Origin of the sequence: Klebsiella sp. X13 (assembly GCF_003323835.1) — a bacterium.
Taxonomy (GTDB): domain Bacteria; phylum Pseudomonadota; class Gammaproteobacteria; order Enterobacterales; family Enterobacteriaceae; genus Klebsiella; species Klebsiella ornithinolytica.
Genome location: NZ_CP030874.1, coordinates 305,198 through 329,396, shown reverse-complemented (window position 1 = coordinate 329,396; position 24,199 = coordinate 305,198). Strand labels below are relative to the sequence as shown.

Sequence of the window (24,199 nt, the reverse complement as noted above, 5' to 3'; positions counted from 1 at the left end):
GTGCTTAACGATCCCCGTTTTACTGCCGAGGTAGAGCTGACCGTACCGTTTCACGACGTCGATATGATGGGCGTGGTGTGGCATGGCAACTACTTTCGCTACTTTGAGATTGCCCGCGAGGCGCTGCTCAATCAGTTCAACTATGGCTACCGCCAGATGAAAGAATCCGGCTATCTGTGGCCGGTGGTGGATACCCGGGTGAAATATCGCGACGTGCTGACCTTTGAACAACGTTTTCGCGTGCGCGCCCGGATAGAAGAGTACGAAAACCGGCTGCGCATCGGCTATGAAATTTTCGCCGCCGACAGCGGAAAACGCACCACCACCGGCTATACCATCCAGGTCGCCGTGGAGGAGAAAAGCCGTGAGATGAGCTTCGTCAGCCCGGACATCCTGTTTGAGCGCATGGGGGTGAAGCCATGAGATGGTGGCCCCTGCTGGCGCTGCTGATTAGCCCGTTGCTCAGCGCCCTGACGCTTGACGATCTGCAGCAGCGCTTGACCGAACAGCCGGTGATCCGCGCCCACTTCGATCAAACCCGTACCATTAAGGATCTGCCGCAGCCGCTGCGATCCCAGGGCCAGATGCTGATCGCCCGCGACCAGGGGCTGCTGTGGGATCAGACCGCCCCGTTCCCGATGCAGCTCCTGCTGGATGATAAACGGATGGTACAGGCGATCGGCGGCCAGCCGCCGCAGACGATCACCGCCGAGAACAACCCGCAGATGTTCCAGTTCAACCATTTGCTGCGCGCGCTGTTTCAGGCCGACCGTCAGGTGCTGGAGCAGAACTTCCGCGTCGAGTTTGCCGATACCGGCGAAGGGCGATGGACCCTGCGCCTGACGCCGAAAACCACACCGCTGGATAAAATCTTCGCCACCATCGACCTGGCGGGCCAGCGCAACCTGGAAAATATTCAACTCAATGATAAACAAGGCGATCGTACCGATATCGTCCTCTCTCAACATCAACTGACGCCCGCGCAACTGACCGATGACGAACGACAACGATTTGCTGCACCGTAACCGCCGGAGCATCGCGCTGCTGTGGGGCTGCGTCTGCCTGCTGATGCTGGGCGTTCTGCTGACGCTGCTGCCGCAATCGCGGGTCAACAGCAGCGTACTGGCGATGTTGCCGAAGCAGACCCTTGGCGCTATTCCCCCGGCCCTGAACGATGGCTTTATGCAGCGGCTGGACCGGCAGATAGTCTGGCTGGTGAGCCCCGGCAAGCAGGCCGGTCCTCAGGCGGCAGGCGAATGGCTCACTCTCCTTCAGCAATCGCACGCTCTCGCGGACGTGAAAGGCCCAATGGATGCCGCCAGCCAGCAGGCGTGGGGAACCTTTTTCTGGCAGCACCGCAACGGGCTTATCGATGATGCCACCCGCGCTCGCCTGCAAAACGGCGGCGCGGCGCAGGCGCAGTGGGTCCTCTCCCAGCTCTACTCCGCCTTTTCCGGCGTCAGCGGCAAAGAGCTGCAAAACGATCCGCTGATGCTGATGCGCGGCTCGCAGCTGGCGATGGCGCAAAACGGCCAGCATTTGCAGCTCAAAGACGGCTGGCTGGTGGCCCAGGATAAGCAGGGAAATGACTGGTATCTGATCCACGGCGAGCTGGCAGGTTCCTCATTCGATATGCAGCAGACGCACCGCGTCGTGACGACCCTCGCGGAGCTGGAAGAGCAATTAAAAGCGCGCTACCCGCAGGCACAGGTGCTCACCCGCGGGACGGTGTTTTACAGCGACTACGCCAGCCAGCAGGCGAAGCAGGACATCTCCACCCTCGGCATCGCCACGCTGCTTGGGGTGATCCTGCTTATCGTCGTGACCTTCCGTTCGCTTCGGCCGCTGCTGCTGTGCGTGATTTCCGTCGGCATTGGCGGGCTGGCGGGCACCGTCGCCACGCTGCTGCTGTTTGGCGAACTGCATCTGATGACGCTGGTGATGAGCATGAGCATTATCGGTATCTCCGCCGACTATACGCTGTACTATCTCACGGAACGTATGGTCCACGGGCATGATGCCACGCCGTGGCAAAGCCTTGCCAAAGTCCGCCGCACGTTGCTGCTGGCGCTGCTGACGGCCGTGGTGGCCTATCTCATCATGATGCTCGCCCCCTTCCCCGGTATTCGCCAGATGTCGGTGTTCGCCGCCGTCGGACTGAGCGCCTCCTGCCTGACGGTGATTTTCTGGCATCCGCTGCTGTCCCGCGGTCTGCCGGTTCGCCCGGTGCCGGCGATGGGGCTCATGCTTCGCTGGCTGGCGGCATGGCGACGCAACAAAAAACTGTATATTGGCCTGCCGCTGACGCTGGCGCTCTTCTCGCTGGCCGGTATCGCCACCCTGCGGGTCGATGACGATATTTCACAGCTCCAGGCGCTGCCGCAGCATCTTCTGGCCGAAGAAAAAGCGATCGTCGCCCTGACCGGCCAGAGCGTTGATCAGAAATGGTTCGTGGTCTACGGTGCGACGCCGCAGCAGACGCTGGAGCGGCTGGAGGCCTTTGCACCAGCCCTTGCCGAGGCGAAACGTCAGGGGATGCTCAGCGGTTATCGCACGCTTCCGCTCAATTCGCTGGCCCGTCAACGCCAGGATCTGGCGCTGCTCAACGCGGCAGCACCGGCGGTCACCGCCGCGCTGCAAAACGCCGGGCTCAAAACGGTCGATGCGGATCTGTCGGCCATGCCGGTCACGGTCGATGACTGGCTTGCCAGCCCGGCCAGCGAAGGCTGGCGCCTGCTGTGGCTGACGCTGCCAGCGGGCGAGAGCGGCGTGCTGGTTCCGGTTGACGGTGTGAAAACAAGCGCGGCGCTACGGGCCCTGAGTGAAAAGCAGCCCGGCGTCGCGTGGGTAGACAGAAAAAGTGCCTTTGACGAACTGTTTACTCTCTATCGCCATATTTTGACGGGCCTGCTGGTCGTTGCGCTGGCGGTCATCGCCTGTGGCGCCATATTGCGTCTCGGCTGGCGCAAAGGGTCGATCGGCCTGGTGCCCTCCGTGCTGTCGTTAGGCTGCGGGCTGGCAGCCCTCGCCTTCAGCGGCCACCCGGTGAACCTGTTTTCACTGCTGGCGCTGGTGCTGGTGCTGGGGATTGGTATCAACTACACCCTGTTTTTCAGCAACCCGCGCGGAACGCCGCTGACGTCGCTGCTGGCCATCATCCTCGCCATGATGACCACCCTGTTGACCCTCGGCATGCTGGTCTTCAGCGCCACCCAGGCCATCAGCAGTTTTGGCATTGTGCTGGTCAGCGGTATTTTCACCGCTTTCCTGCTCTCCCCGCTGGCGATGCCCGGTAAAAAAGAGAAAAAAAGACGATGATCAAACACAGACTCTGGTGCGCCGCGGCGCTGGCCGCCACCTTCATCCTCGCCGGGTGCAGTCACTCGTCCAGCCCCGGGCAAGGGCGACCGCAGGCATGGCTGGAGCCGGGAACCCGCGTGACGTTACCGGCGCCAGGCATCACCCCGCCGCTGAATGCCCAGCAGCTGCTTACCGGGCGTTTTCACGGCCAGACTCAGTCGCTGCTGGTGATGCTCAACGCGGATGAGCAAAAAGTCACTCTCGCCGGTCTCTCATCGATGGGGATCCGCCTGTTTCTTGTGACCTATGATGAAAAGGGGCTGCACACCGAGCAGTCTATCGCCGCTCCGCAGCTGCCGCCGGCAAGTCAGGTGCTGGCCGATGTGATGCTCAGCCACTGGCCTGTCGCCGCCTGGCAACCGCAGCTGCCGGAGGGCTGGACCCTGATCGACACCGGCGACCGCCGCGAGCTACGCAACGCCCGCGGGCAGCTGGTGACGGCGATCGCCTACCTCAACCGGCAGGGTAAGCGCGAGCCGATCAGCATTGAGCAGCGGGCCTTTAAATACCACATCACCATTCAATATCTGGGTGACTGAGATGATCTACATTTCTGCTGTCGGCATGATCAATGCGCTGGGTGACAACTGCGATGAAATCGCCGCGAATCTGACACGCGGCATTGCCCCCGGTATGCGCCCGCGTGCGGGCTGGCTAGAGGGACAGCCCACAGCGGTACTCGGCGGCGTGGATGCCGTCCTGCCTGCCATTGCCGATGATTTTGCGGCCCACCGATCGCGTAATAACCAGCTGCTGCTGGCGGCGCTAACCCAGATCCGTCCCCAGGTCGACGAGGCCATCGCGCGCTTCGGAAGCGACCGCGTCGCGGTGGTGCTCGGCACCAGCACCTCCGGCCTCGACGAGGGCGATATTCACGTGGCTGCCACGCTGAACGGCGGGACCAGCGCCGGCTGGCAATATCCGCAGCAGGAGCTGGGCGATCCGTCGCGCTTTCTGAGCCACTGGCTGGCGCTGGACGGCCCGGCGTTCACCCTCTCCACCGCCTGCTCCTCCAGCGCCAGGGCCATTATCAGCGGGCGACGGCTGATTGAAGCCGACCTCGCCGACGTGGCTATTGTCGGCGGCGCCGATACGCTGAGCCGGATGCCGGTGAACGGTTTTCATAGTCTGGAGTCCCTTTCGGTGACGCGATGCCAGCCCTTTGCCCGCGACCGCTGCGGGATCACCATCGGTGAAGGGGCGGCGCTGATGCTGCTGACGCGCGAGCCGCAGCCGATCGCGCTGCTGGGCGTCGGCGAATCAAGCGATGCGCACCATATTTCGGCCCCGCATCCGCAGGGCGAAGGCGCCATCCGCGCCATTACCCAGGCGCTTGACGATGCCGGCATCACCGCCGGGGCGGTGGGCTATATCAACCTGCACGGCACCGCCACGCCGCTTAACGATCGGGTGGAGTCGCAGGTCGTGCAGCAGCTGTTTGACGACACCGTGCCGTGCAGCTCAACCAAACACCTCACCGGACATACTCTCGGCGCCGCCGGGATCACCGAAGCGGCAATCGGTATGCTGATTTTGCAGCGTCATTTGCCACTGCCTGCGCAGGATTTCAGCCTCTCGCCGCGCGACCCGGCGCTGGCGGAGTGCGGTATCATCGCGACGTCGCAGCCTCTGGAACGCCCGCTGATTTTGTCCAACTCATTTGCTTTTGGCGGCAACAACGCCAGCATTTTGCTCGGGAGACTTTCATGAGCCATTACCTGGCGCCCGGCGCCTATCTGCCGCACGATGCCCCGATGCTGCTGCTCGAAGAGGTGCTGGAGGTGTCCGAGGAAACGGCCACCTGCCGCGTGACCGTCGCCTCCGGGGGCGTACTGACGCCGTTTCTTGATGCCAACGGCGATCTGCCGGGCTGGTTTGCGCTGGAGCTGATGGCGCAGACCATTGGCGTCTGGTCCGGCTGGCATCGTCATCAGAAAAACCTGGACAACATCGCCCTCGGTATGGTGCTGGGAGCCAGAGAACTGGTGTGCGCCGCCGGCGTTCTGCCCGCCGGGCAAACGCTGACCATCGCGGTCAGCTTATTAATGCAGGATGAACGTTTCGGTAGCTTCGACTGCACGATCTGCTGCGGGAATGACACGCTGGCAACGGGCCGCATCAACACCTTCCAGCCCACCCAGGAAGAGTTAACGACGCTTTTTAATCAGGGAGAGAAACCATGAGTCGTTCCGTATTAGTGACCGGTGCCAGCAAGGGTATCGGGCGTGCCATCGCCTGCCAGCTGGCGGCCGATGGCTTTATTGTCGGCGTCCATTATCATCGTGACGCAGAGGGTGCGCAGGAGACGCTGAAGAGCATCCGCGCCGCCGGGGGAGCGGGCCGGACATTGAGTTTTGATGTCGCCAACCGTGAGCAGTGCCGCGAGGTGCTGGAGCAGGATATCGCGACTCATGGGCCGTGGTACGGTGTGGTGAGCAATGCCGGCATTACCCGGGATGGCGCCTTCCCGGCGCTCAGCGACAGCGACTGGGATGCGGTGATCCACACCAATCTCGACAGTTTTTATAACGTCATTCAGCCATGCATCATGCCGATGATCGGCGCCCGCCAGGGCGGACGGATTATCACGCTTTCTTCGGTGTCAGGCGTCATGGGCAACCGCGGGCAGGTTAACTACAGTGCCGCCAAAGCGGGCATTATCGGCGCGACCAAAGCGCTGGCCATTGAGCTGGCAAAACGCAAGATCACCGTCAACTGCATTGCCCCAGGGCTGATTGATACCGGGATGATCGCCATGGAAGAGGCCGCCCTCAAAGAGGCGATGTCGCTCGTTCCGATGAAACGCATGGGTCAGGCCGAAGAAGTCGCCGGACTCGCCAGCTATTTGATGTCGGATATTGCGGGCTATGTGACGCGTCAGGTGATTTCCATCAATGGAGGTATGCTATGACTCGTCGCGTCGTCATTACCGGTATGGGCGGCGTCACCGCCTTCGGCGAAAGCTGGCAGGCGGTATCCGCCAGGCTACAGGCCTACGAGAACGCCGTGCGCACAATGCCCGAGTGGCAAATCTATGATGGTCTGCATACGCTACTCGGCGCCCCCATCGACGATTTCACCCTGCCGGAGCACTATACGCGCAAGCGCATTCGCGCCATGGGCCGCGTCTCGCTGATGTCCACCCGCGCCAGCGAGCTGGCGCTGGAGCAGGCCGGACTGACTGGCGAGGCGGTTCTCACCAATGGCGAAACCGGTATTGCCTACGGCTCCTCTACCGGTAGCACCGGTCCGGTCAGCGAATTCGCGACCATGCTGACGGAAAAGCATACCAATAACATCACCGGCACGACCTACGTCCAGATGATGCCGCACACAACCGCAGTGAACACCGGCCTGTTCTTCGGCCTGCGCGGGCGGGTCATTCCCACCTCCAGCGCCTGCACCTCCGGCAGCCAGGCGATTGGCTATGCCTGGGAGGCGATTCGTCACGGCTATCAGACCATCATGGTGGCCGGCGGCGCTGAAGAGCTGTGTCCGTCGGAAGCGGCTATTTTCGATACGTTGTTCGCGACCAGCCAGCGCAACGATGAGCCGAAAACCACACCATCGCCGTTCGATGAAGCCCGTGACGGTCTGGTGATTGGCGAAGGCGCCGGCACCTTTGTGCTGGAAGAGCTGGAACATGCCAAAGCCCGGGGAGCGACGATTTACGGTGAAATCATCGGCTTCGCCACCAACTGCGACGCGGCGCATATTACCCAGCCGCAGCGGGAAACCATGCAAATTTGCATGGAGCAATCGCTCAGAATGGCCGGTTTAAGCGCCCAGGATATTGGCTATATTTCGGCGCACGGCACGGCGACCGATCGCGGTGATATTGCCGAGAGCCAGGCCAGCGCCGCCGTGTTTGGCGACCGCGTTCCGATCTCTTCACTAAAAAGCTATTTTGGCCATACCCTGGGCGCCTGCGGGGCGCTGGAGGCCTGGATGAGCCTGCAAATGATGCGGGAGGGCTGGTTTGCCCCTACGCTCAACCTGCGCCGGCCGGACCCGCAGTGCGGCGAGCTGGATTACATTATGGGCGAGAGCCGCCGGATTGATTGCGAATTTATCCAGAGTAATAACTTCGCCTTCGGCGGGATCAATACGTCCATCATTATTCAGCGCTGGCCCTGATATGTATCGACTTTTCCTGGGAAAAATCTCGACGTTAAGCACCCGGCCTCTGCCGCATAAGCTCGCGGCTCAGGCGCCGCAGGGCAGTCGTCGCGCAAGCTGGCTGGCGGGCCGGGTCCTGTTGGCGCAGGCGGTGTCGCCGCTGCCTGAGATTATTTACGCTGAACACGGTAAACCGGGGTTCTCCGGCGAGACGGGACTCTGGTTTAACCTCAGCCACAGCGGCGATGATATCGCCCTGCTGCTCAGCGATGAAGGCGAGGTCGGCTGCGATATCGAAGTGATTCGCCCTCGCCCGAACTGGCGCAGGCTGGCTAACGCCATTTTCAGTCCTGGGGAGCATGCGGAAGTAGAAGCGGAGCATCCGGAGCGGCAGCTCGACGCCTTCTGGCGTATCTGGACGCGCAAAGAAGCGATGGTTAAGCAGCGCGGCGGCAGCGCCTGGCAGATTGCCAGCGTCGACAGCACGCGCGGCGCGGCGTTCCCGGTCAGTCAGATCCAGCTTGCCAATCTGAGTCTGGCGGTCTGCACGCCAACGCCGTTTGCGTTGAAGGCCGACAGGATCCGCTGACTCAGGTTTTGCGCTTCGCCGGCCAGAAGATTGTCAGCACGCCGGCGATGATAATCAGCACCCCCAGCAGGGAGCGCCAGTGGAAAGGTTCATGCCAGCCGGGCAGCCAGATAGCGGCGGCCCAGACCAGAATATAGCTCAGACTGAGTAGCGCGTAGGCTTTGGCCAGCGGCAGCTGATGCAGCGCAAAGTACCAGCAGACCATCGACAGCAGGTAGCCGCTCAGTCCCAGCCCCAGGCCGATAGTTCCGGCACGCAGATGGAAAAGATGATTGAGAAACGCGAACAGGTCACTCAGCGGCGGCAGCTCAACCATCGCCCCGCGCAGCAGAAGCTGTGCGGCGCTGACCAGCCCGACGCTGAATAACGCCCAGATTAAGCCCATCAGACGCTACTCCCGAGCACCACGATGCCGACCACAATCAGCCCGACGCCGACCCAGTGCCGCCGGGCTACCGGCTCTCGCCAGATCCCCCAGGCCGCTAACGTCACCCAGACAAAATTGAGGCTCAGCATGGGATAGGCCACGCTCACCGGAATGGATTGCAGCACGCTCAGCCACAGCAGCATACCGCCGCCGAGCGCCAGCAGCGCAAGGCCCAGCCAGCCGAGAATATGGCGGCCGCGCCGCCGTGATTTAGACGGGCGCGTCGCCTGCTTCTGGCACAGCTGCCCGGCGCAGCTTAACAGGCTCGCCAGCGCCAGGCAGATCCAGGTACTCATTGCGGCAGATACTGGAGAAACACAACCCGCTCCAACACGTAGGTGTTGTCAGGTTTGGGTAGAGGTAAATCGGCCATGTTTTCTCCTTTGTCCATCAGCAGCACCAGCGATACCGGTCCTTCCTGGCGATGCGCTGCCAGCCAGCTGGCAAACTCACTCTGGCTCACAAAGCCATTCTTCGCATCCGGCCAGTCTAAACCGTACTTCAGTTCGCCCTGCTTGTCATACATGATGATATCGTTACGCTTGAGTTCCCACGCCAGACCGGCGGCAATGCCGACGTTGTTGCTCAGCACATAGCGGCTTGGCGCCAGCGATTCACCAATGATATCGACCATGAACTGCGGCTGCTTACTATCAATCACCCGGTCAGGAATGGCAAAGCCAATCAGCAGCGCCAGCCCCAGAGGACAGCAGGCGGCTAATGTCCAGCGACGGCCGTTATCTTTCATCGCCAGCCAGCCCATCAGCGCCCAGACGGCAAACGCAATCGCCGCCAGCAAACATTTATACAGCTCAATCTGCGTCCAGACCGGTTTATGCATCACGCCCCACGGCGACACCACCAGCACGGCAATCAGACCCACCAGGCCAAAGATCAGGTTGATGAGGCCGTTAATGCGCAGCGCCTTCGCTCCCGCCTTCGCCGCATCCAGCCCATAGCGAGCCATCAGAATCGACAGCGGCCCGAAGCACGGCAGAATGTAGGTCGGCAGTTTCCCTTTGGCGATACTGAAAAACAGGAACGGCATCGCCACCCAGCCAAGCAGATACAGCGCGCCGCGCACGTCATCGCGCTCGCTCCAGCCGCGCTTCAGCGCCCCGGGCAGCAGCGCCAGCCACGGCAGACTTCCGGCGAACAGGAACGGGATGTAATACCAGAACGGCGCCTTGTGTTGGGCATCTTTCTCGGCAAAGCGTTGAATATGCTCCACCCAGAAGAAATAGCGCCAGAAGTCCGGTTCGCGTTTGGCGATAGCCAGGCCCCAGGGCAGCACCGTCAGGATACAGACCCCCACCGCCAGCCAGCCGTAGGTCAGCACTTCACGCCAGCGCTTCTGGGCAATCACCCACGGCAGAACCCCGACAACCGGCACCGCCAGCGCCAGGAAGCCTTTGGTCATTACCCCCATTCCACAGGCCGCCCCCAGCAGCGCGTAGCCGATGATTTTACCGTTTCGGGTCTGCGCCTGAGCGGCGCCCCAGAAACTGCACATCGCCAGCGCCATCCACAGGGTGATCATCGGGTCCAGCACCGCATAGGTGCCAATACCGTAGACCAGCAGTGCGGTCAGGAAGATCACGGCGGACAGAATCGCCACCCGTTTGTCCTGCCAGATGCGCCATGCCAGCCACGCAATCAGCAGCGCGGTGACGCTAATGGAGAAGACCGAGCCAAAGCGCACGGCAAAGTTATTGTGGCCAAACAACCACTGCCCGATGCTGTTAATCCAGTATCCGGCAATTGGTTTTTCAAAATAGCGCAGCCCGAGAAAATGCGGCACCACCCAGTCACCGGACGCCAGCATCTCGCGGCTGATCTCCGCATAGCGCGTTTCATCAGGCTGCCAGAGCAGTCGGAAATTCAACGGAAGTAGATAATACAGCGCAAATAACACCACTAAAGAGACGCTATAACGAATGCTTTTCATACGTCCTGACTCAATAATTGTTCACGCCCAAGCCAGCCTTCCCGGCCGGCCAATTCACCGCGAACCACTTTACCCAGCGGCAGCTCGCTAAAATCTGCGGGCAGCAGTTGGCTCAGCGGGCAAAACTGGATTTCTTCCTGTGCGGCCATCGTCAGCAGTTCATCAAACTGCTGCGCGAAGGCAATGCCTTCCACTTCAGCATGAATGGTGTAGACCGGCGTACCGCTATCCCGGTGAATACAATCCAGCAGATAGCGATTGAAGCCCCCGGCATCGACGCGACTGCCGACCACTTCATCCCAGGTAGGCAGCGTAACGGGGATCTGCACCGTACCTGTCACCTTATCGCCCAGCAACGGCAGGAAGGGGCGCGAGCCCCGGCAGTCGCTGTTGTAGAGGAAATTGAAGGACTCTTTGGCTTTAATCACCCGCTGATCCGCGCGCCAGCCCGCCACCGCGGAACAGGTGACCGACCGGCCGATGATCCGCTCCAGCTCGAGCAGGCCGCGTTCGACCTCCAGCGCCAGCCGTTCCTGTGGCCAGACGCCGCTCCATGCCTGCCAGCTGTAATGATCCCAGGCATGCAGACCCACTTCATGCGCCTGCGCCGTCGCACGGATAACCTCTTCATTACCCGCGCCAATCCGTCGCCCAGGCCATGCGGTGCCGGCCAGCAAAATATCCCAGCCGTACAGCGAAGCGGCGTTTGAGCGCAGCATCTTCCACAGAAACTTCGGTTTTATCAGGCGCCATAAATGGCGCCCCATATTGTCCGGCCCAACGCTGAAGAAGAAGCTTGCCTGAACCCCGTGCTGGCCCAACAGGCTCAGCAGACGCGGTACCCCGTCCCGGGTACCGCGAAAGGTATCGACATCTATGCGTAAGCCGACCTGTTTCATGATGTCTTGTCGTCCGCCAGCTCAACCGTACGCAGGAAGAAGTCGAGCGTATGCTCCACGGTTTCTTCCATCGGAACCGTCGGCGTCCAGTTCAGACAGCGCTTCGCGTTACGAATGCTCGGCTTACGATGCTCCACGTCCTGATAACCTTTACCGTAGTAATCGCTGCTCTCGACGTCGCGGAAACCGGCGAACGGCGGGAAGTTATTGCGCAGCGGATGACGCTCGAAGCACGCCAGCAGCATCTCCGCCAGCTCTTTAATACTGGCTTCGTTTTCCGGGTTACCGATGTTGATAATCTGCCCGTCGCAGCGGCCGTCTTTGTTCTCGATAATGCGGAACAGCGCTTCAATACCATCGCTAATATCGGTGAAGCAGCGTTTTTGTTTACCGCCTTCGATAAGCTTGATCGGCGAACCTTCAACCAGGTTCAGGATCAGCTGAGTAATCGCACGAGAGCTGCCGATACGTGCGGCATTCAGGTTATCCAGACGCGGTCCCATCCAGTTAAACGGACGGAACAGGGTGAAGCGCAGGCCGGACTTGTCGCCATAGGCCCAGATAACGCGGTCGAGCAGCTGCTTCGATACCGAGTAAATCCAGCGCTGTTTGTTGATCGGGCCCACCACCAGGTTTGAGGTGTCTTCGTCGAAGTTTTTGTCGGTGCACATGCCGTACACTTCGGAGGTCGACGGGAAGATAATGCGCTTATCGTATTTCACGCAGTCGCGGATGATCTTCAGGTTCTCTTCGAAGTCCAGCTCGAACACGCGCAGCGGGTTGCGGGTATATTCAATTGGCGTCGCGATGGCCACCAGCGGCAGTACCACGTCGCATTTCTTAATGTGGTATTCGATCCACTCGGAGTGAATGCTGATATCGCCTTCAACGAAGTGGAAGCGCGGGTTGCCCAGGAAACGACCGATCGCGTCCGACCCGATATCCAGACCATAGATTTCATAGTTGTCGTCGGCGAGCAGACGCTCGGTCAGGTGGTTACCGATAAAACCGTTCACGCCAAGGATCAGCACGCGGGTACGGCGTTTAATCGCCACAACCGGCTTGCTGCTCAGTACCGCACCGGATACCAGCCCCAGCGCCTGCGCCAGCTGCGTACCCTGCATGTAAACGCCGCGCTCGGTTTGACCGGTTACGATCTCCAGCGCGCCATCCTGGCAAGCGATCACCAGCGGAGAGGTCGACATCACCGTTCCAGGCTTCGCCGCGGCCAGGTCCTGGCGCACGCGGGATTTCCAGACGATAAATTTATTCGCACCAACATAGCCAAACGCGCCCGGCCACGGATCGGAAACGGCGCGGACCAGGTTATGCAGCGTTAGCGCAGGTTTGTCCCAGTCGAGACGGCCATCTTCCGGCGTACGGCGACCAACGTAGGTGGCCTGGCTTTCATCCTGCGCACGATCCTGGATTTTATCTTCACGAATCGCCGGCAGGGCCTGGTTCAGCAGCTCTGACGCCGCGGCGCACAGCTTGCGATGCAGGGTCAGCGCGACATCATCCGCGCCGATAGCAACCGTCTGCTGCGCCACGATAGCGCCGGCATCCGCACGGCTGACCATGCGATGCAGAGTCACGCCGGTTTCCGTTTCACCGTTAACCAGCACCCAGTTCAGCGGCGCGCGGCCGCGATATTGCGGCAGCAGAGAACCGTGCAGGTTAAAGCCGCCTTTTGGTGCAAGGCTGAGGATATCGTCGCCCAGCATGTTGCGATAGTAGAAAGAGAACAGGACGTCCGGCTTCATGTCGCGAATGCGTTCAATCCACAGCGGGTGGTTAACATCTTCAGGTGCCCACACCGGGATACCTTGTTCAGCAGCAATACGCGCAACCGAGCCAAAGAAATGGTTTTCGCCAGGGTTATCCGGATGGGTGAAAATAGCGGCGATTTCATACCCGGAATCCAGCAGAGACTGAATGCCAGCACAACCCATATCGTGATAAGCGAAGACTACAGCTTTCATGAACGATCTTCCTCTTGAGACGCCGTTTCCGGCTGACGAACAACACGTTGAATAAAGTAGCGGGGACGGGCGCGGACATCGTTATAGATGCGTCCGATATACTCCCCGAGCAGCCCCATGCCGACAAACTGGGCACCGATGAACATGAACAGTACGGCAAACAGCATGAACACCCCTTCCGCCGCCCACTGCGGGCCAAATACCAGTCGCAGGAACACCAGCAGGAAGGCGAAAGCGAAGCCCAGCAGGGCAATCACGCTGCCAAAGACGCTCAGCAGACGCAGCGGCGTGGTGGTCAAACAGGTCACCAGGTCGTACATCAGATTAATCAGGCGCATAAAGCTGTATTTGGAATCGCCAAATTCACGCTCCGCGTGCATCACCGGGATTTCGACCGCCCGGCGCGCGAAGGTATTTGCCAGAATCGGGATAAACGTACTGCGTTCATGGCAATTGAGCATCGCGTCGATAATGTGGCGGCGATAGGCGCGCAGCATGCAGCCGTAGTCCCCCATCGCTTTACCGGTGGTGCGCTGAATCAGGCGGTTGATCATCTTCGACGCGCTTTTACGGAAGAAGGTGTCCTGGCGGTTCTGCCGAACGGTACCGACCACGTCGTAACCTTCGTCCGCCTTCGCCACCAGGCGCGGGATCTCTTCCGGTGGGTTTTGCAGGTCGGCATCAAGGGTAATAATCAGATCGCCGGTCACATGGCTGAATCCCGCCATAATGGCCGAGTGCTGGCCATAGTTGCGGTTAAGCAACACCGCGACCACATGGCTGCCTTCGGCTTCAGCAGCCTCGGTCAGCATGCGGGCAGAATCATCGCTGCTGCCATCGTCGACCAGCAGAATCTCATACTGGCGGCCCAGCGTCGCGCAGGCGGCATCCGTACGGCGAATCAGCTCAGGCAGGCTCTCCTGTTCGTTATAAACCGGAATAACGACCGAGACTTTTTTCACGGGTGGGTAAGTAAACATATCAACATCCTGACAGCTGGTGCAGCGCGGAAATGACCCGAGTGACGTCATCGTCGGTCATATCCGGGAACAAAGGGAGTGAACAGATACGCGCGCTGTTCCATTCCGTATTCGGTAAGGAAAGCGTCGGGAAACGCTCGCGGTAATATTTTTGCGTGTGGGCCGCACGGAAGTGCAGGCCGGTGCCGATGCCCATGGCTTTCAGTTTTTCCATCAACGCATCGCGGCTGATTCCGCAGGTCGCTTCATCCACGCGAATAATAAACAGGTGCCAGGCGTGCTGGTGTTCCCATTCCGGTATCGCCAGCGGCTTAAACGGCGTATCCGCCAGCTCGCGCAGATAGCGTTGGGCAATCTCGCTACGACGCTGGTTGGCATGGGCCAGTTTATCCAGCTGTACCAGCGCCAGCGCGGCGTTGATATCGGCCAGATTGTATTTGAAGCCCGGCGAAATCACCTCCGCCTGCGGCGCCCGACCATGCGTCTGACGGTCATAGGCATCGACGCCAAGACCGTGGAATTTCAGGCTACGAATGCGCGATGCCAGCGCATCGTCATCGGTCACGATCAGTCCGCCTTCGGCGCAGGTCATATTTTTAATGGCGTGAAATGAGAAGATCGCGCAGCCGCGACCGCCCACATGTTTGCCCTTGTAATACGTTCCCGCCGCGTGCGCGGCATCTTCAATCACCGGGATACCGTGACGTTCTGCCACGGCGCGAATCGCGTCGATATCCGCAGGCGCGCCCGCGTAGTGCACGGGAATAATCGCTTTGGTGTTGGGGGTAATCGCCGCTTCAACCGCCTCGGCGGTAATCATCAGATTGTCGCGATCGACATCGATCATCACCGGTGTCGCGCCCAGCAGACAGATCATGTTCAGCGTGGAAACCCAGGTCTGGGATGGCGTGATGACTTCATCGCCCGGGCCAATGCCCAACGCCATCAGCGTGACGTGCATGCCACCGGTCGCCGAACTCACCGCCACGGCGTGACGGTTGCCGGTCAGCGTGCAGAATGCCTCTTCCAACGCCTGGTTTTTCGGTCCGGTAGTAATCCAGCCCGATTGCAAAACTTCACGCAGCGCAGCCAGCTCTGCGTCGCCCATCGACGGGCGCGAAAACGGCAAAAATTCGCTCATCATTTTCCTGTTCTGTATATGACCCTTTCAGGGTTGCGGGTCGATAGAAAAAATATCCTGCGCCAGCGGACTTAAACAAAATGAAAATGGAATCTCTTCAATGCCACTTTTCATTCCAGGGTATTTGACGTTATTAAATTTAGACGGGGTTGCTTAGGATAATATTAAGAAATTAATATAATTTGCCGAATAGACAATAATCAATTGTTTTTAAATGGAATTTACAAATGACAACGCGGGGGAAGAGTGGGAAACCGGCTCCCGTTTATGGGCAAAACAGGAGCACGATGTAGTAAAGTAAACAGACATTAAACAGTTAAACAATAAATAGAATTTTATTCTGCAATCTGAATTTCAAAAACACATCTTAGCTCACAAAATCATTTCCGGTAGATGACAAATTTGCAGGAAAGTCAGCCGGTAATTGATTAGCCGGGCAATTAATGACGCTGTTATTATCCGCGCCGCAATCACGTATAAAGGTGATGGTGGCGAACTCGTCAATCACTTCCGTCGGGTAAGCCGGTCCGGCTTCACGGTAAGAAACCATCAGCGGGATATGATCGTTCTGGAAGCAGACGGTTTTTTCCGGATTATTCATCACCCAGCGCGGGAAGAAGATGGTGCCGTGAAACAGTTTGTCGCCGAGGTTTACGATCAGACTCACATCAGTGCCGGTCGGTTCGGTCCAGGAAATTTTGTAGATGCTTTCGCCGACGCGAACGATGTAAGCCTGCTGATCTTTCACCCAACGATTCGCGACGATACCGCTGTGAATGCGGTAATCCAGGGTGTGGGCGTTTTTCACGTAAATTTCGTAATTCCAGCCGTTATCGTAGGTATAAACCAGATGTTTGCCGATAAAACCGCTCAGGTCATGTTGGTCAAATGTGCTCATAATCTGTTCTCCTCTATGTGTTGAGAACAAGCATACTGCTTTAAAAAATGGATGAATAACGCTATGTTTTGATGAAATTCATTCACTTTTTCGATAAATCATGCACAAAACGACGCTGGAACAGTGGGCCTTGCTGGAAAAAGTCATCGAGCTGGGTAGCTTCGCAAAAGCAGCAGAAGAGACTCATCGCAGCCAGTCCTCGGTGAGCTATAACCTCGCCCTGCTGCAGGAAAGACTGGGTGTCGCGCTGCTGCACCCCTCTGGCCGCCGCGCGGTACTCACTCCGGCCGGGGAACTGTTGCTAAGCCAGGTAAAACCGCTCCTGCAGGCATTTTCATACGTTGAAACCCGCGCGGCGACCCTGCACAACGGCGCACGAACCCGTCTGGACCTGGTTGTGGACAGTATTTTCCCTCGCGAACGGCTGTTCGCCATTCTACGCCAGTTTCAGCAACGCCATCCGCAGACTCAGGTGAGGCTGACCGAAGTCCTCGAAAACATGAAAGATGAGCAGGAGGCCCGCAGCGAAGCCGACGTGATGGTACTCACCCGCCGCCAGGATATTACCGGACGCGGCGAATGGCTGATGAACATTGATTTTGTTGCCGTTGCCCACCGGGACCATCCGCTTGCCAGACTGAGCGGCCCCCTCGACGACAGTGCGCTGGCCTCCTGGCCGCTGGTGCGTATCGCCGATCGCAGCGACGACCCGCAGACAGGGCGCGATGCGTGGACATTTTCCACCATTGATGCCGCTATCGATGCGGTGCTCTATCAGGTTGGCTTCGGCTGGCTCCCGGAAGAGCGCATCCGCTCCCGGTTGGATCAGGGTCTGTTGAAAATATTGCCGCTCAGCCACGGCGCCCGACGCGCCACGCCGCTGCATCTGATCGTCAAACGCGATCTGGCGCCCATTGATGAGCAGCTCGCCACGCTGCTGGCGCTGTTCCGGGCGCCCTGAATCGCCTTCTTGCGCGGGCCTTCGGGCCACGAATCCTTTACGTTGTCTCGACCTGGCTGACCGGCAGACAACCTGACGGACGAAGTGGGTATATGAAATTCTTATACTTTCCGTCCTGAGATTGATCCAGGTTAGGCCTGAAGTATGATGAATTATTAAAATCATCATACTTTCCTTCCTGTTGAGATAAAGACCTTGTCTATTTTCCGCACCACGCTGCTGGCGCTTCTCGCCTGCGCACCTCTGCTGACCGCCGCCGCTTCATACGACATCACCACCGCCTGGCCGGTGAACGTGGGTCCGCTGAATCCGCATCTGTATACCCCCAACCAAATGTTTGCCCAAAGCATGGTCTACGAGCCGCTGGTCAAATATCAGCAGGATGGTTCGGTCAAGCCGTGGCTGGCGAGCAGCTGGAGCCACTCTGCAGACGGGAAAGTGTGGCTCTTTACCCTGCGTAACGATGTGCAGTTTTCTAACGGCGAGCCGTTCAATGCGCAGGCCGCGGTCGCCAACTTCCAGGCGGTGCTGGCTAACCGGCAGCGCCATGCCTGGCTGGAGCTGACCAACCAGATTACCGACGTACGGGCGCTCAGCGATACGCAGCTGCAGATTACGCTCAAAAGCGCCTACTACCCTTTCTTGCAGGAGCTGGCGCTGCCGCGCCCGTTCCGTTTTATCGCCCCTTCGCAATTTGTTGAAGGGGGAACACTGCACGGTATCAAAGCGCCGATCGGCACCGGCCCCTGGGTGCTGAAAACCTCGCAGCTCAACCAGTATGATGTGCTGGTACGTAACGACCGCTACTGGGGTAACAAACCGGCGATCCGCCAGGTGACCGTGAAAGTGATTCCGGACCCGATGACCCGCGCCGTCGCTTTTGAAACCGGCGATATCGATCTGCTTTACGGCAACGAAGGCCTGCTGCCGCTGGATACCTTCGCTCGTTTCAGCCATAACCCGGCCTGGCGTACCCAGCTCTCTCAGCCTGTCGAAACGGTGATGCTGGCCCTGAACTCCGCCAGAGCTCCCACGAACGAACTGGCGGTGCGTGAAGCGCTGAATTACGCGGTGAACAAAAAATCGCTGATCGACAATGCGCTGTACGGTACGCAGCAGGTGGCCGACACGCTTTTCGCCCCTTCCGTGCCATACGCCAATATTGGCCTGAAACCGCGCCACTACGACCCACAGCAGGCCAACGCCATGCTGGAAAAGGCCGGTTGGGTCAGGCCCGCGGGCAAAGCGATTCGCGAGAAGAATGGCCAGCCGCTGCACATCGAACTGTCGTTTATCGGTACCGATGCCCTGAGTAAGTCGATGGCGGAGATAATCCAGGCGGATATGCGCCAGGTCGGGGTGGATGTGGCGCTGGTTGGCGAAGAGGAGAGCAGCATTTACGCCCGCCAGCGCGACGGCCGCTTTGGCATGATTTTTAACCGTACCTGGGGCGCGCCGTACGACCCGCACGCTTTTATGAGCTCAATGCGCGTCCCCTCGCATGCCGATTACCAGGCGCAGCAAGGGCTAGCGGACAAGCAGCTGATTGATAAAGAGATTGGCCAGGTTCTGACCACCAGCGACGATGCGCAACGTCAGGCGCTGTATCGCGATATTCTCACCCGTCTGCACAACGACGCGGTCTATCTGCCCGTCAGCTATATCTCAATGATGGTGGTGGCGAAACCCGAGCTGGGAGCGATTCCTTACGCAGCGGTTACCGCTGAAATTCCGTTCGAACAGATCCAGCCGGTGAATCCCTGATGCAACGTTATCTGCTGCGACGCATACTGCTGATGGTTCCGATGATTTTTGCCGCCTCGGTGATTATCTTCCTGATGCTTCGCCTCGGCACCGGTGACCCGGCGCTCGACTATCTGCGGCTTTCAAACCTGCCGCCCACGCCGGATATGGTGGCCTCTACGCGGACGATGCTCGGATTGGATCAGCCGCTCGTCGTCCAGTACGGCCGCTGGCTCTGGCGGGCGCTACATCTCGATTTTGGCGTATCATTTGCCACCCAGCGTCCGGTGCTTGACGATGTGCTGCGCTTCCTGCCCGCAACGCTGCAGCTGGCGGGCGCGGCGCTGGTGCTGATCCTGCTGACCTCCGTACCGCTGGGTATCTGGGCCGCGCGTCACCGCGAGCATTTGCCGGATTTCATCGTGCGGCTCATCGCCTTTCTTGGCGTGTCGATGCCTAACTTCTGGCTCGCCTTTTTGCTGGTGCTGTTCTTCTCGGTCTATTTACAGTGGCTGCCAGCTCTGGGCTACGGCAGCTGGCAGCATATCGTCCTGCCGGCCGTGTCGATTGCGTTTATGTCGCTGGCGATTAACGCCCGCCTCCTGCGCGCCAGCATGCTGGAAGTCGCCGGACAGCGCCATGTCACCTGGGCTCGCCTGCGCGGCCTGAATGCCAGGCAAATCGAACGTCGTCACATTCTGCGCAACGCCTCGCTACCGATGATTACCGCCGTAGGAATGCACATTGGCGAACTGATCGGCGGGACGATGATCATCGAAAATATCTTTGCCTGGCCGGGCGTCGGGCGCTATGCCGTTTCGGCCATTTTTAACCGTGATTATCCTGTGATTCAATGCTTTACGCTTATCATGGTGGTGGTATTCGCCCTGTGCAATCTGGCGGTCGATCTGGTCAATGCCGCGCTGGACCCGCGTATTCGTCGTCATGAAGGAGCGCACTCATGAGCTTTTTCTTCTCAGCGCGCGGTTCGGTGCGCGCGGCGCTGGTCATTATCGTTCTGCTGATGCTGGTGGCGCTCACCAGCCAGTGGTGGCTACCGTACGATCCGCAGGCCATTGATTTACCTTCCCGTCTGCTGCCACCTGACGGCCAGCACTGGCTGGGGACCGACCATCTTGGCCGCGATATTTTCTCCCGTCTGCTGGCGGCGACCCGGGTGTCACTGGGGGCGGTGATGGCCTGTTTACTGCTGGTTCTGGCGCTGGGGCTTCTCGTTGGCGGCTGTGCCGGACTCATGGGCGGGCGCGTCGATCAGCTCACCATGCGGGTGGCCGATATGTTTATGACCTTTCCTACCTCTATTCTGTCGTTTTTTATGGTCGGCGTGCTGGGGACCGGGTTGACCAACGTGATTATCGCTATCGCCCTGTCTCACTGGGCCTGGTACGCGCGCATGGTTCGTAGCCTGGTGGTATCCCTGCGCCAGCGCGAGTTTATTCTCGCCGCGCGGCTGAGCGGCGCAAATCGCTGGCGGCTTTTCCTCGATCACCTGGCCGGCGCGGTGGTGCCCTCGCTGCTGGTTCTCGCCACCCTCGATATCGGTCATATGATGCTGCACGTCGCCGGGATGTCGTTCCTCGGTCTTGGCGTCAGCGCCCCCACGGCGGAATGGGGGGTAATGATTAACGATGCGCGGCAGTTTATCTGGACCCAGCCGCTACAGATGCTGTGGCCCGGCCTGGCGCTGTTTATCAGCGTGATGGCCTTTAACCTGGTGGGCGACGCGCTGCGCGATCGTCTCGATCCTCACCTAATCGCGGAGCACAGCCACTGATGCCGCAAAAGATCCAGTTAGAACAATTGACGCTGTGCGCCGGCCGCCCGCTGGTGACGGAGCTGTCGCTGACCCTGCGTCGCGGGCAGGTGCTGGCCCTGCTGGGTAGCAGCGGTTGCGGAAAATCGCTGACCTGCGCCGCAGCGCTTGGCGTTCTGCCTCCCGGTGTCCGGCAAACCGCCGGGCGTCTGCTGCTGGACGGCATTCCGGTGCACGGCGAACAGCTGCGGGGCGGTACCGTCGCCACGATTATGCAGAATCCGCGCAGCGCCTTTAATCCGCTGTATACGATGGCAACTCACGCGCGGGAAACCTGCCGCGCCACCGGCCAGCCCGCGGATGAGGCGGCGCTTATTGCCGCCATGACCGCCGTCGGTCTGGAAAACCCGTCTCAGCTCCTGAAACGCTATCCCTTCGAGATGAGCGGCGGGATGTTGCAGCGAATGATGATCGCCCTCGCCCTGCTGAGTAAAGCCCCCTTTATCTTCGCCGATGAACCTACCACCGACCTCGATGCCGTGGCGCAGGGGCGCATTCTGGATCTGCTGGAAGAGATTGTCTCCAGCCGCGGCCAGGGCCTGCTGCTGGTCACTCACGACATGGGCGTGGTGGCGCGGCTGGCGCATGAGGTCGCGGTGATGGACCACGGGCGCATCGTCGAGCGTTGCGACGTCAACACCTTGTTCAGCGCGCCGCAGCATCCGGTCAGTCAACGGCTGCTGGCGGCACACCTGGCGCTGTACGGAATGGAGTTTGCAGGATGAACCTACTGAACGTGACCGACGTCAGCCACGATTACCCGCACCATCCGGGCGTGCTGCGCGACGTCAGCCTGAGTATCCAGGCGGGTGAAACGGTGGCGCTGCTCGGACGCAGCGGCTGCGGTAAAAGCACCCTGGCGAGGATGCTGGTCGGCCTTGAAACACCGGATCACGGCGAGATAACCTGGCGCGGAACGCCGATTCAGACGTTAAAAGGCGACGCGCAGCGGGCATTTCGTCGCGATATCCAGCTGGTTTTCCAGGATGCACAAAGCGCGGTGAACCCGCGCAAAACGGTGAATGAGATCATCAGCGAGCCGCTGCGCCATCTGTTCCGCTTCGCGCGCGATGAGCGCCAGGCGCGGGTCGAAGCGATGATGCAGGCGGTGGACCTTTCTCCACACCTGCTCGACAAACGCCCGCACCAGCTCAGCGGCGGGCAGCTGCAGCGGGTCTGCCTGGCCCGGGCGCTGGTTGTGCGTCCCCCCTTACTGATCCTCGATGAGGCCGTTTCGAATCTTGATCTCGTTTTACAGGCGGAGATCGTTGCGCTGCTGAAGCGTCTGCAGGTACAGTTTTCTACCGCCTGCCTGTTTATCACCCACGATCTGCGGCTGGTCGAGCGCTTTTGTCAGCGGGTGATGGTGATGGAGAGCGGGCAGATTCTGGAAACCACGGCGGTCAACACACCGCTGCGTCTTCAGTCAATGGCGGGCCGGACACTCCAGCGTGCGGTCCTTCCCGCTTTTCCACCTTCCCTTGCCATAGAGAAACGACCATGCAGCGCGTAACCCTGACTCTTGATGACGATCTTCTGGCGACCCTGGACGCGCTGAGCGCCCAGCGCGGGTACCACAACCGTTCGGAGGCGGTGCGCGATATCTTGCGCAATTCGTTGATGCATGAGCATGCGCAACAGCCCGAACAGCGCGGTTACGCGGTGCTTTCCTATGTCTATGAACATGAAAAACGCGAGCTGGCAAGCCGACTGATCGCCACGCAGCATCACCATCACGATCTGTCCGTTGCGACGCTGCACGTGCATATCAGCCATGATGACTGTCTGGAGATTGCCGTCCTTAAAGGTGAAATGGGCGAGGTGCGGCATTTTGCCGATGAGGTGATTGCCCAGCGCGGCGTACGTCACGGGCATCTGCACTGCTTAACCGCGCAAGACGAGGGTTCGCACGACTGACCCGCCGATAATGGAGGCAATGCCATTCGACGTATAGCCCGGAAAACCGACCAATTTTACGTGGTTTATCAACCGTTGATAAACCACGTAAATTATACGCTTTCACAACTTGTCTACCTTCCTATAATGGCCGCTCATTTAACGATCTCGTTATGGCGAGGCTCCTGCACAAATACAAGTTACCGCCCTGCTGGTATCGAGAGAGACCACTCAGGGAAATACAGGCATCCATCGAATCAAGGTGTTGCCAAGGTAACTTCTGACGGCGTTCATGCCGGACAGATACGTTGTGCAGTGCTAAAACCAGGACGTAGGGATCTGCCTGTGCTCATCCTGTCTTGTTCGCCCCTATGAGTGATTTTTTTATAGGGAATTACACCATGTCTTCAATGCAACACTGCGCCGCGCACCTGGCCACTTCCGCCTTCGACGGCGATGCGATCGCCCAGTACATGCGTACCGATTTTATCACTCTGCCCGAGCACCTCAGCGTCTATGAAGCGCGGGAACTCTTTGTCTCGCAACTCACCAGCGATGATATTCCGGGTCAGGTCTTTGTGGTGGCCGGAAAGAAGCTGCGCGGCAGTTTATCCATTAAAAAGCTGCTTCAGGAGAGCGATACGGCGCAATCCATTCGCTATCTGATGGACAGCTGCCTGTTCCGCGTGAAACCCGATGATGAGCGTCAGGAGGTGGTCGCCGAACTGAGCGAACGCGGACTCGACCTGGTGCCGGTGGTTGAAAAAGGTGAGCTGGTTGGCTGCCTGATGGAGAAAGAGATTGCCCATCTGCTGGAAGACGACGTCACCGAAGATGTGCATCGCCAGGGCGCAACGCTCCCGCTGGAGAAGCCCTATCTGGAGATCAGCCCGTGGACGCTGTGGAAGAAACGTTCGGTGTGGTTATTGCTGCTGTTCGTGGCAGAAGCCTACACCAGCAGCGTCATTCAACATTTTGAAGAGGCGCTGGAATCCGCCATTGCGCTGGCCTTCTTTATTCCGTTGCTGATCGGCACCGGCGGTAACAGCGGTACGCAGATCACCTCCACGCTGGTCCGTTCCATGGCGCTCGGGGAAGTACGCCTGCGCGATATGGGCCGGGTGATTCGTAAAGAGATGACGACGTCGCTGCTGATTGCCCTCACTCTCGGTCTGGCGGGCTGCCTGCGCGCCTGGATGATGGGCATCGGCATGGAGATCACTCTGATTGTCAGCCTGACGCTGGTCTGCATTACGCTGTGGAGCGCGGTGGTCTCGTCAGTGATCCCTCTGACGCTTAAACGCGTGGGCATCGACCCGGCGGTCGTTTCCGCGCCGTTTATCGCCACGCTGATTGATGGCACCGGGCTGATTATCTACTTCAAAATCGCCCAGCACTTTCTTGGTCTGAACTGATAAACCG

General features: G+C 59.4%; 25 protein-coding genes and 1 riboswitch. Of the genes, 17 read left to right on the top strand and 8 right to left on the bottom strand.

Annotation, left to right across the window (positions count from 1 at the left end):
• The 9 genes from DSD31_RS01525 to acpT are packed head-to-tail and all read left to right on the top strand — an operon-like array spanning position 1 to position 8,068.
• Complete coding sequence (locus tag DSD31_RS01525; protein WP_004868610.1) at positions 1–423, top strand: acyl-CoA thioesterase; 423 nt, start codon at positions 1–3, stop codon at positions 421–423.
• Positions 420–1,025, top strand: a complete 606-nt coding sequence (locus tag DSD31_RS01520) for an outer membrane lipoprotein carrier protein LolA (protein WP_004868611.1) — start codon at positions 420–422, stop codon at positions 1,023–1,025. Before DSD31_RS01525 ends, DSD31_RS01520 begins: the two co-directional genes overlap by 4 nt.
• Positions 994–3,318 carry an MMPL family transporter gene (locus tag DSD31_RS01515; protein WP_048022866.1) on the top strand — a complete coding sequence of 775 codons (2,325 nt, stop codon included), beginning with the start codon at positions 994–996 and terminating at the stop codon, positions 3,316–3,318. The genes DSD31_RS01520 and DSD31_RS01515 overlap by 32 nt, the downstream gene beginning before the upstream one ends.
• On the top strand, positions 3,315–3,899 hold the full coding sequence (locus DSD31_RS01510) for a DUF3261 domain-containing protein (RefSeq protein ID WP_064356605.1): 585 nt from the start codon (positions 3,315–3,317) through the stop codon (positions 3,897–3,899). Before DSD31_RS01515 ends, DSD31_RS01510 begins: the two co-directional genes overlap by 4 nt.
• Before the next feature lies 1 nt (position 3,900).
• On the top strand, positions 3,901–5,070 hold the full coding sequence (locus tag DSD31_RS01505) for a beta-ketoacyl-[acyl-carrier-protein] synthase family protein (RefSeq protein ID WP_113990794.1): 1,170 nt from the start codon (positions 3,901–3,903) through the stop codon (positions 5,068–5,070).
• Positions 5,067–5,543 carry a hotdog family protein gene (locus DSD31_RS01500; protein WP_015585579.1) on the top strand — a complete coding sequence of 159 codons (477 nt, stop codon included), beginning with the start codon at positions 5,067–5,069 and terminating at the stop codon, positions 5,541–5,543. The genes DSD31_RS01505 and DSD31_RS01500 overlap by 4 nt, the downstream gene beginning before the upstream one ends.
• The gene (locus tag DSD31_RS01495) at positions 5,540–6,271 is read left to right on the top strand and encodes a 3-ketoacyl-ACP reductase FabG2 (RefSeq protein ID WP_004868621.1); all 732 of its coding nucleotides are present in this window, start codon (positions 5,540–5,542) and stop codon (positions 6,269–6,271) included. Before DSD31_RS01500 ends, DSD31_RS01495 begins: the two co-directional genes overlap by 4 nt.
• On the top strand, positions 6,268–7,497 hold the full coding sequence (locus tag DSD31_RS01490) for a beta-ketoacyl-ACP synthase (RefSeq protein ID WP_015585577.1): 1,230 nt from the start codon (positions 6,268–6,270) through the stop codon (positions 7,495–7,497). The genes DSD31_RS01495 and DSD31_RS01490 overlap by 4 nt, the downstream gene beginning before the upstream one ends.
• 1 nt (position 7,498) lies before the next feature.
• On the top strand, positions 7,499–8,068 hold the full coding sequence (gene acpT / locus DSD31_RS01485) for a 4'-phosphopantetheinyl transferase AcpT (RefSeq protein ID WP_048022859.1): 570 nt from the start codon (positions 7,499–7,501) through the stop codon (positions 8,066–8,068).
• A gap of 1 nt (position 8,069) precedes the next feature.
• Here the strand turns inward: acpT and arnF are convergent, their stop codons facing one another.
• From arnF to DSD31_RS01445, 8 genes are all read right to left on the bottom strand, one after another.
• Complete coding sequence (gene arnF, locus DSD31_RS01480; RefSeq protein ID WP_004868628.1) at positions 8,070–8,453, bottom strand: 4-amino-4-deoxy-L-arabinose-phosphoundecaprenol flippase subunit ArnF; 384 nt, start codon at positions 8,451–8,453, stop codon at positions 8,070–8,072.
• Positions 8,453–8,791, bottom strand: coding sequence for a 4-amino-4-deoxy-L-arabinose-phosphoundecaprenol flippase subunit ArnE (arnE, locus tag DSD31_RS01475; RefSeq protein WP_004868642.1), 339 nt, complete (start codon positions 8,789–8,791; stop codon positions 8,453–8,455). The genes arnF and arnE overlap by 1 nt, the downstream gene beginning before the upstream one ends.
• Positions 8,788–10,443: a lipid IV(A) 4-amino-4-deoxy-L-arabinosyltransferase gene (gene arnT, locus DSD31_RS01470; protein ID WP_032718353.1), complete on the bottom strand. Its 1,656-nt coding sequence runs from the start codon at positions 10,441–10,443 to the stop codon at positions 8,788–8,790. Before arnT ends, arnE begins: the two co-directional genes overlap by 4 nt.
• Positions 10,440–11,342, bottom strand: a complete 903-nt coding sequence (arnD, locus tag DSD31_RS01465) for a 4-deoxy-4-formamido-L-arabinose-phosphoundecaprenol deformylase (protein ID WP_004868644.1) — start codon at positions 11,340–11,342, stop codon at positions 10,440–10,442. Before arnD ends, arnT begins: the two co-directional genes overlap by 4 nt.
• Complete coding sequence (arnA, locus tag DSD31_RS01460; protein WP_004868645.1) at positions 11,339–13,324, bottom strand: bifunctional UDP-4-amino-4-deoxy-L-arabinose formyltransferase/UDP-glucuronic acid oxidase ArnA; 1,986 nt, start codon at positions 13,322–13,324, stop codon at positions 11,339–11,341. Before arnA ends, arnD begins: the two co-directional genes overlap by 4 nt.
• A complete protein-coding gene (gene arnC / locus DSD31_RS01455; protein WP_004868646.1) occupies positions 13,321–14,304 on the bottom strand; it encodes an undecaprenyl-phosphate 4-deoxy-4-formamido-L-arabinose transferase in 984 nt (327 codons plus the stop codon). Before arnC ends, arnA begins: the two co-directional genes overlap by 4 nt.
• A 1-nt stretch (position 14,305) precedes the next feature.
• Positions 14,306–15,445, bottom strand: coding sequence for a UDP-4-amino-4-deoxy-L-arabinose aminotransferase (gene arnB, locus DSD31_RS01450; RefSeq protein WP_004868647.1), 1,140 nt, complete (start codon positions 15,443–15,445; stop codon positions 14,306–14,308).
• A gap of 367 nt (positions 15,446–15,812) precedes the next feature.
• Complete coding sequence (locus DSD31_RS01445; RefSeq protein ID WP_160873409.1) at positions 15,813–16,346, bottom strand: phenolic acid decarboxylase; 534 nt, start codon at positions 16,344–16,346, stop codon at positions 15,813–15,815.
• 97 nt (positions 16,347–16,443) lie between these two features.
• Here DSD31_RS01445 and DSD31_RS01440 point away from each other — a divergent pair, with 97 nt between their 5' ends.
• The 8 genes from DSD31_RS01440 to DSD31_RS01405 all read left to right on the top strand — a co-directional run bounded on the left by DSD31_RS01440 (position 16,444) and on the right by DSD31_RS01405 (position 24,192).
• Complete coding sequence (locus DSD31_RS01440) at positions 16,444–17,304, top strand: LysR family transcriptional regulator (protein ID WP_004868649.1); 861 nt, start codon at positions 16,444–16,446, stop codon at positions 17,302–17,304.
• A 195-nt stretch (positions 17,305–17,499) separates the two neighbouring features.
• Positions 17,500–19,068 carry a nickel ABC transporter substrate-binding protein gene (nikA, locus tag DSD31_RS01435; protein WP_064359711.1) on the top strand — a complete coding sequence of 523 codons (1,569 nt, stop codon included), beginning with the start codon at positions 17,500–17,502 and terminating at the stop codon, positions 19,066–19,068.
• Positions 19,068–20,012: a nickel ABC transporter permease subunit NikB gene (gene nikB / locus DSD31_RS01430; RefSeq protein ID WP_004868652.1), complete on the top strand. Its 945-nt coding sequence runs from the start codon at positions 19,068–19,070 to the stop codon at positions 20,010–20,012. Before nikA ends, nikB begins: the two co-directional genes overlap by 1 nt.
• Positions 20,009–20,842 (top strand): nickel ABC transporter permease subunit NikC, encoded by an 834-nt coding sequence (nikC, locus tag DSD31_RS01425; RefSeq protein ID WP_015585573.1) that lies wholly within the window; start codon positions 20,009–20,011, stop codon positions 20,840–20,842. The genes nikB and nikC overlap by 4 nt, the downstream gene beginning before the upstream one ends.
• Complete coding sequence (gene nikD, locus DSD31_RS01420; RefSeq protein WP_015585572.1) at positions 20,842–21,606, top strand: nickel import ATP-binding protein NikD; 765 nt, start codon at positions 20,842–20,844, stop codon at positions 21,604–21,606. Before nikC ends, nikD begins: the two co-directional genes overlap by 1 nt.
• Entirely contained in the window at positions 21,603–22,394 is a 792-nt protein-coding gene (gene nikE / locus DSD31_RS01415) for a nickel import ATP-binding protein NikE (protein ID WP_032724994.1), read from the top strand. The genes nikD and nikE overlap by 4 nt, the downstream gene beginning before the upstream one ends.
• A complete protein-coding gene (gene nikR / locus DSD31_RS01410) occupies positions 22,382–22,798 on the top strand; it encodes a nickel-responsive transcriptional regulator NikR (RefSeq protein ID WP_004868659.1) in 417 nt (138 codons plus the stop codon). Before nikE ends, nikR begins: the two co-directional genes overlap by 13 nt.
• 139 nt (positions 22,799–22,937) lie before the next feature.
• Positions 22,938–23,121, top strand: a riboswitch (M-box (ykoK) riboswitch).
• Between the two features lie 57 nt (positions 23,122–23,178).
• Positions 23,179–24,192, top strand: a complete 1,014-nt coding sequence (locus DSD31_RS01405; protein WP_004868661.1) for a magnesium transporter — start codon at positions 23,179–23,181, stop codon at positions 24,190–24,192.
• The last annotated feature ends 7 nt before the right edge of the window (positions 24,193–24,199 follow it).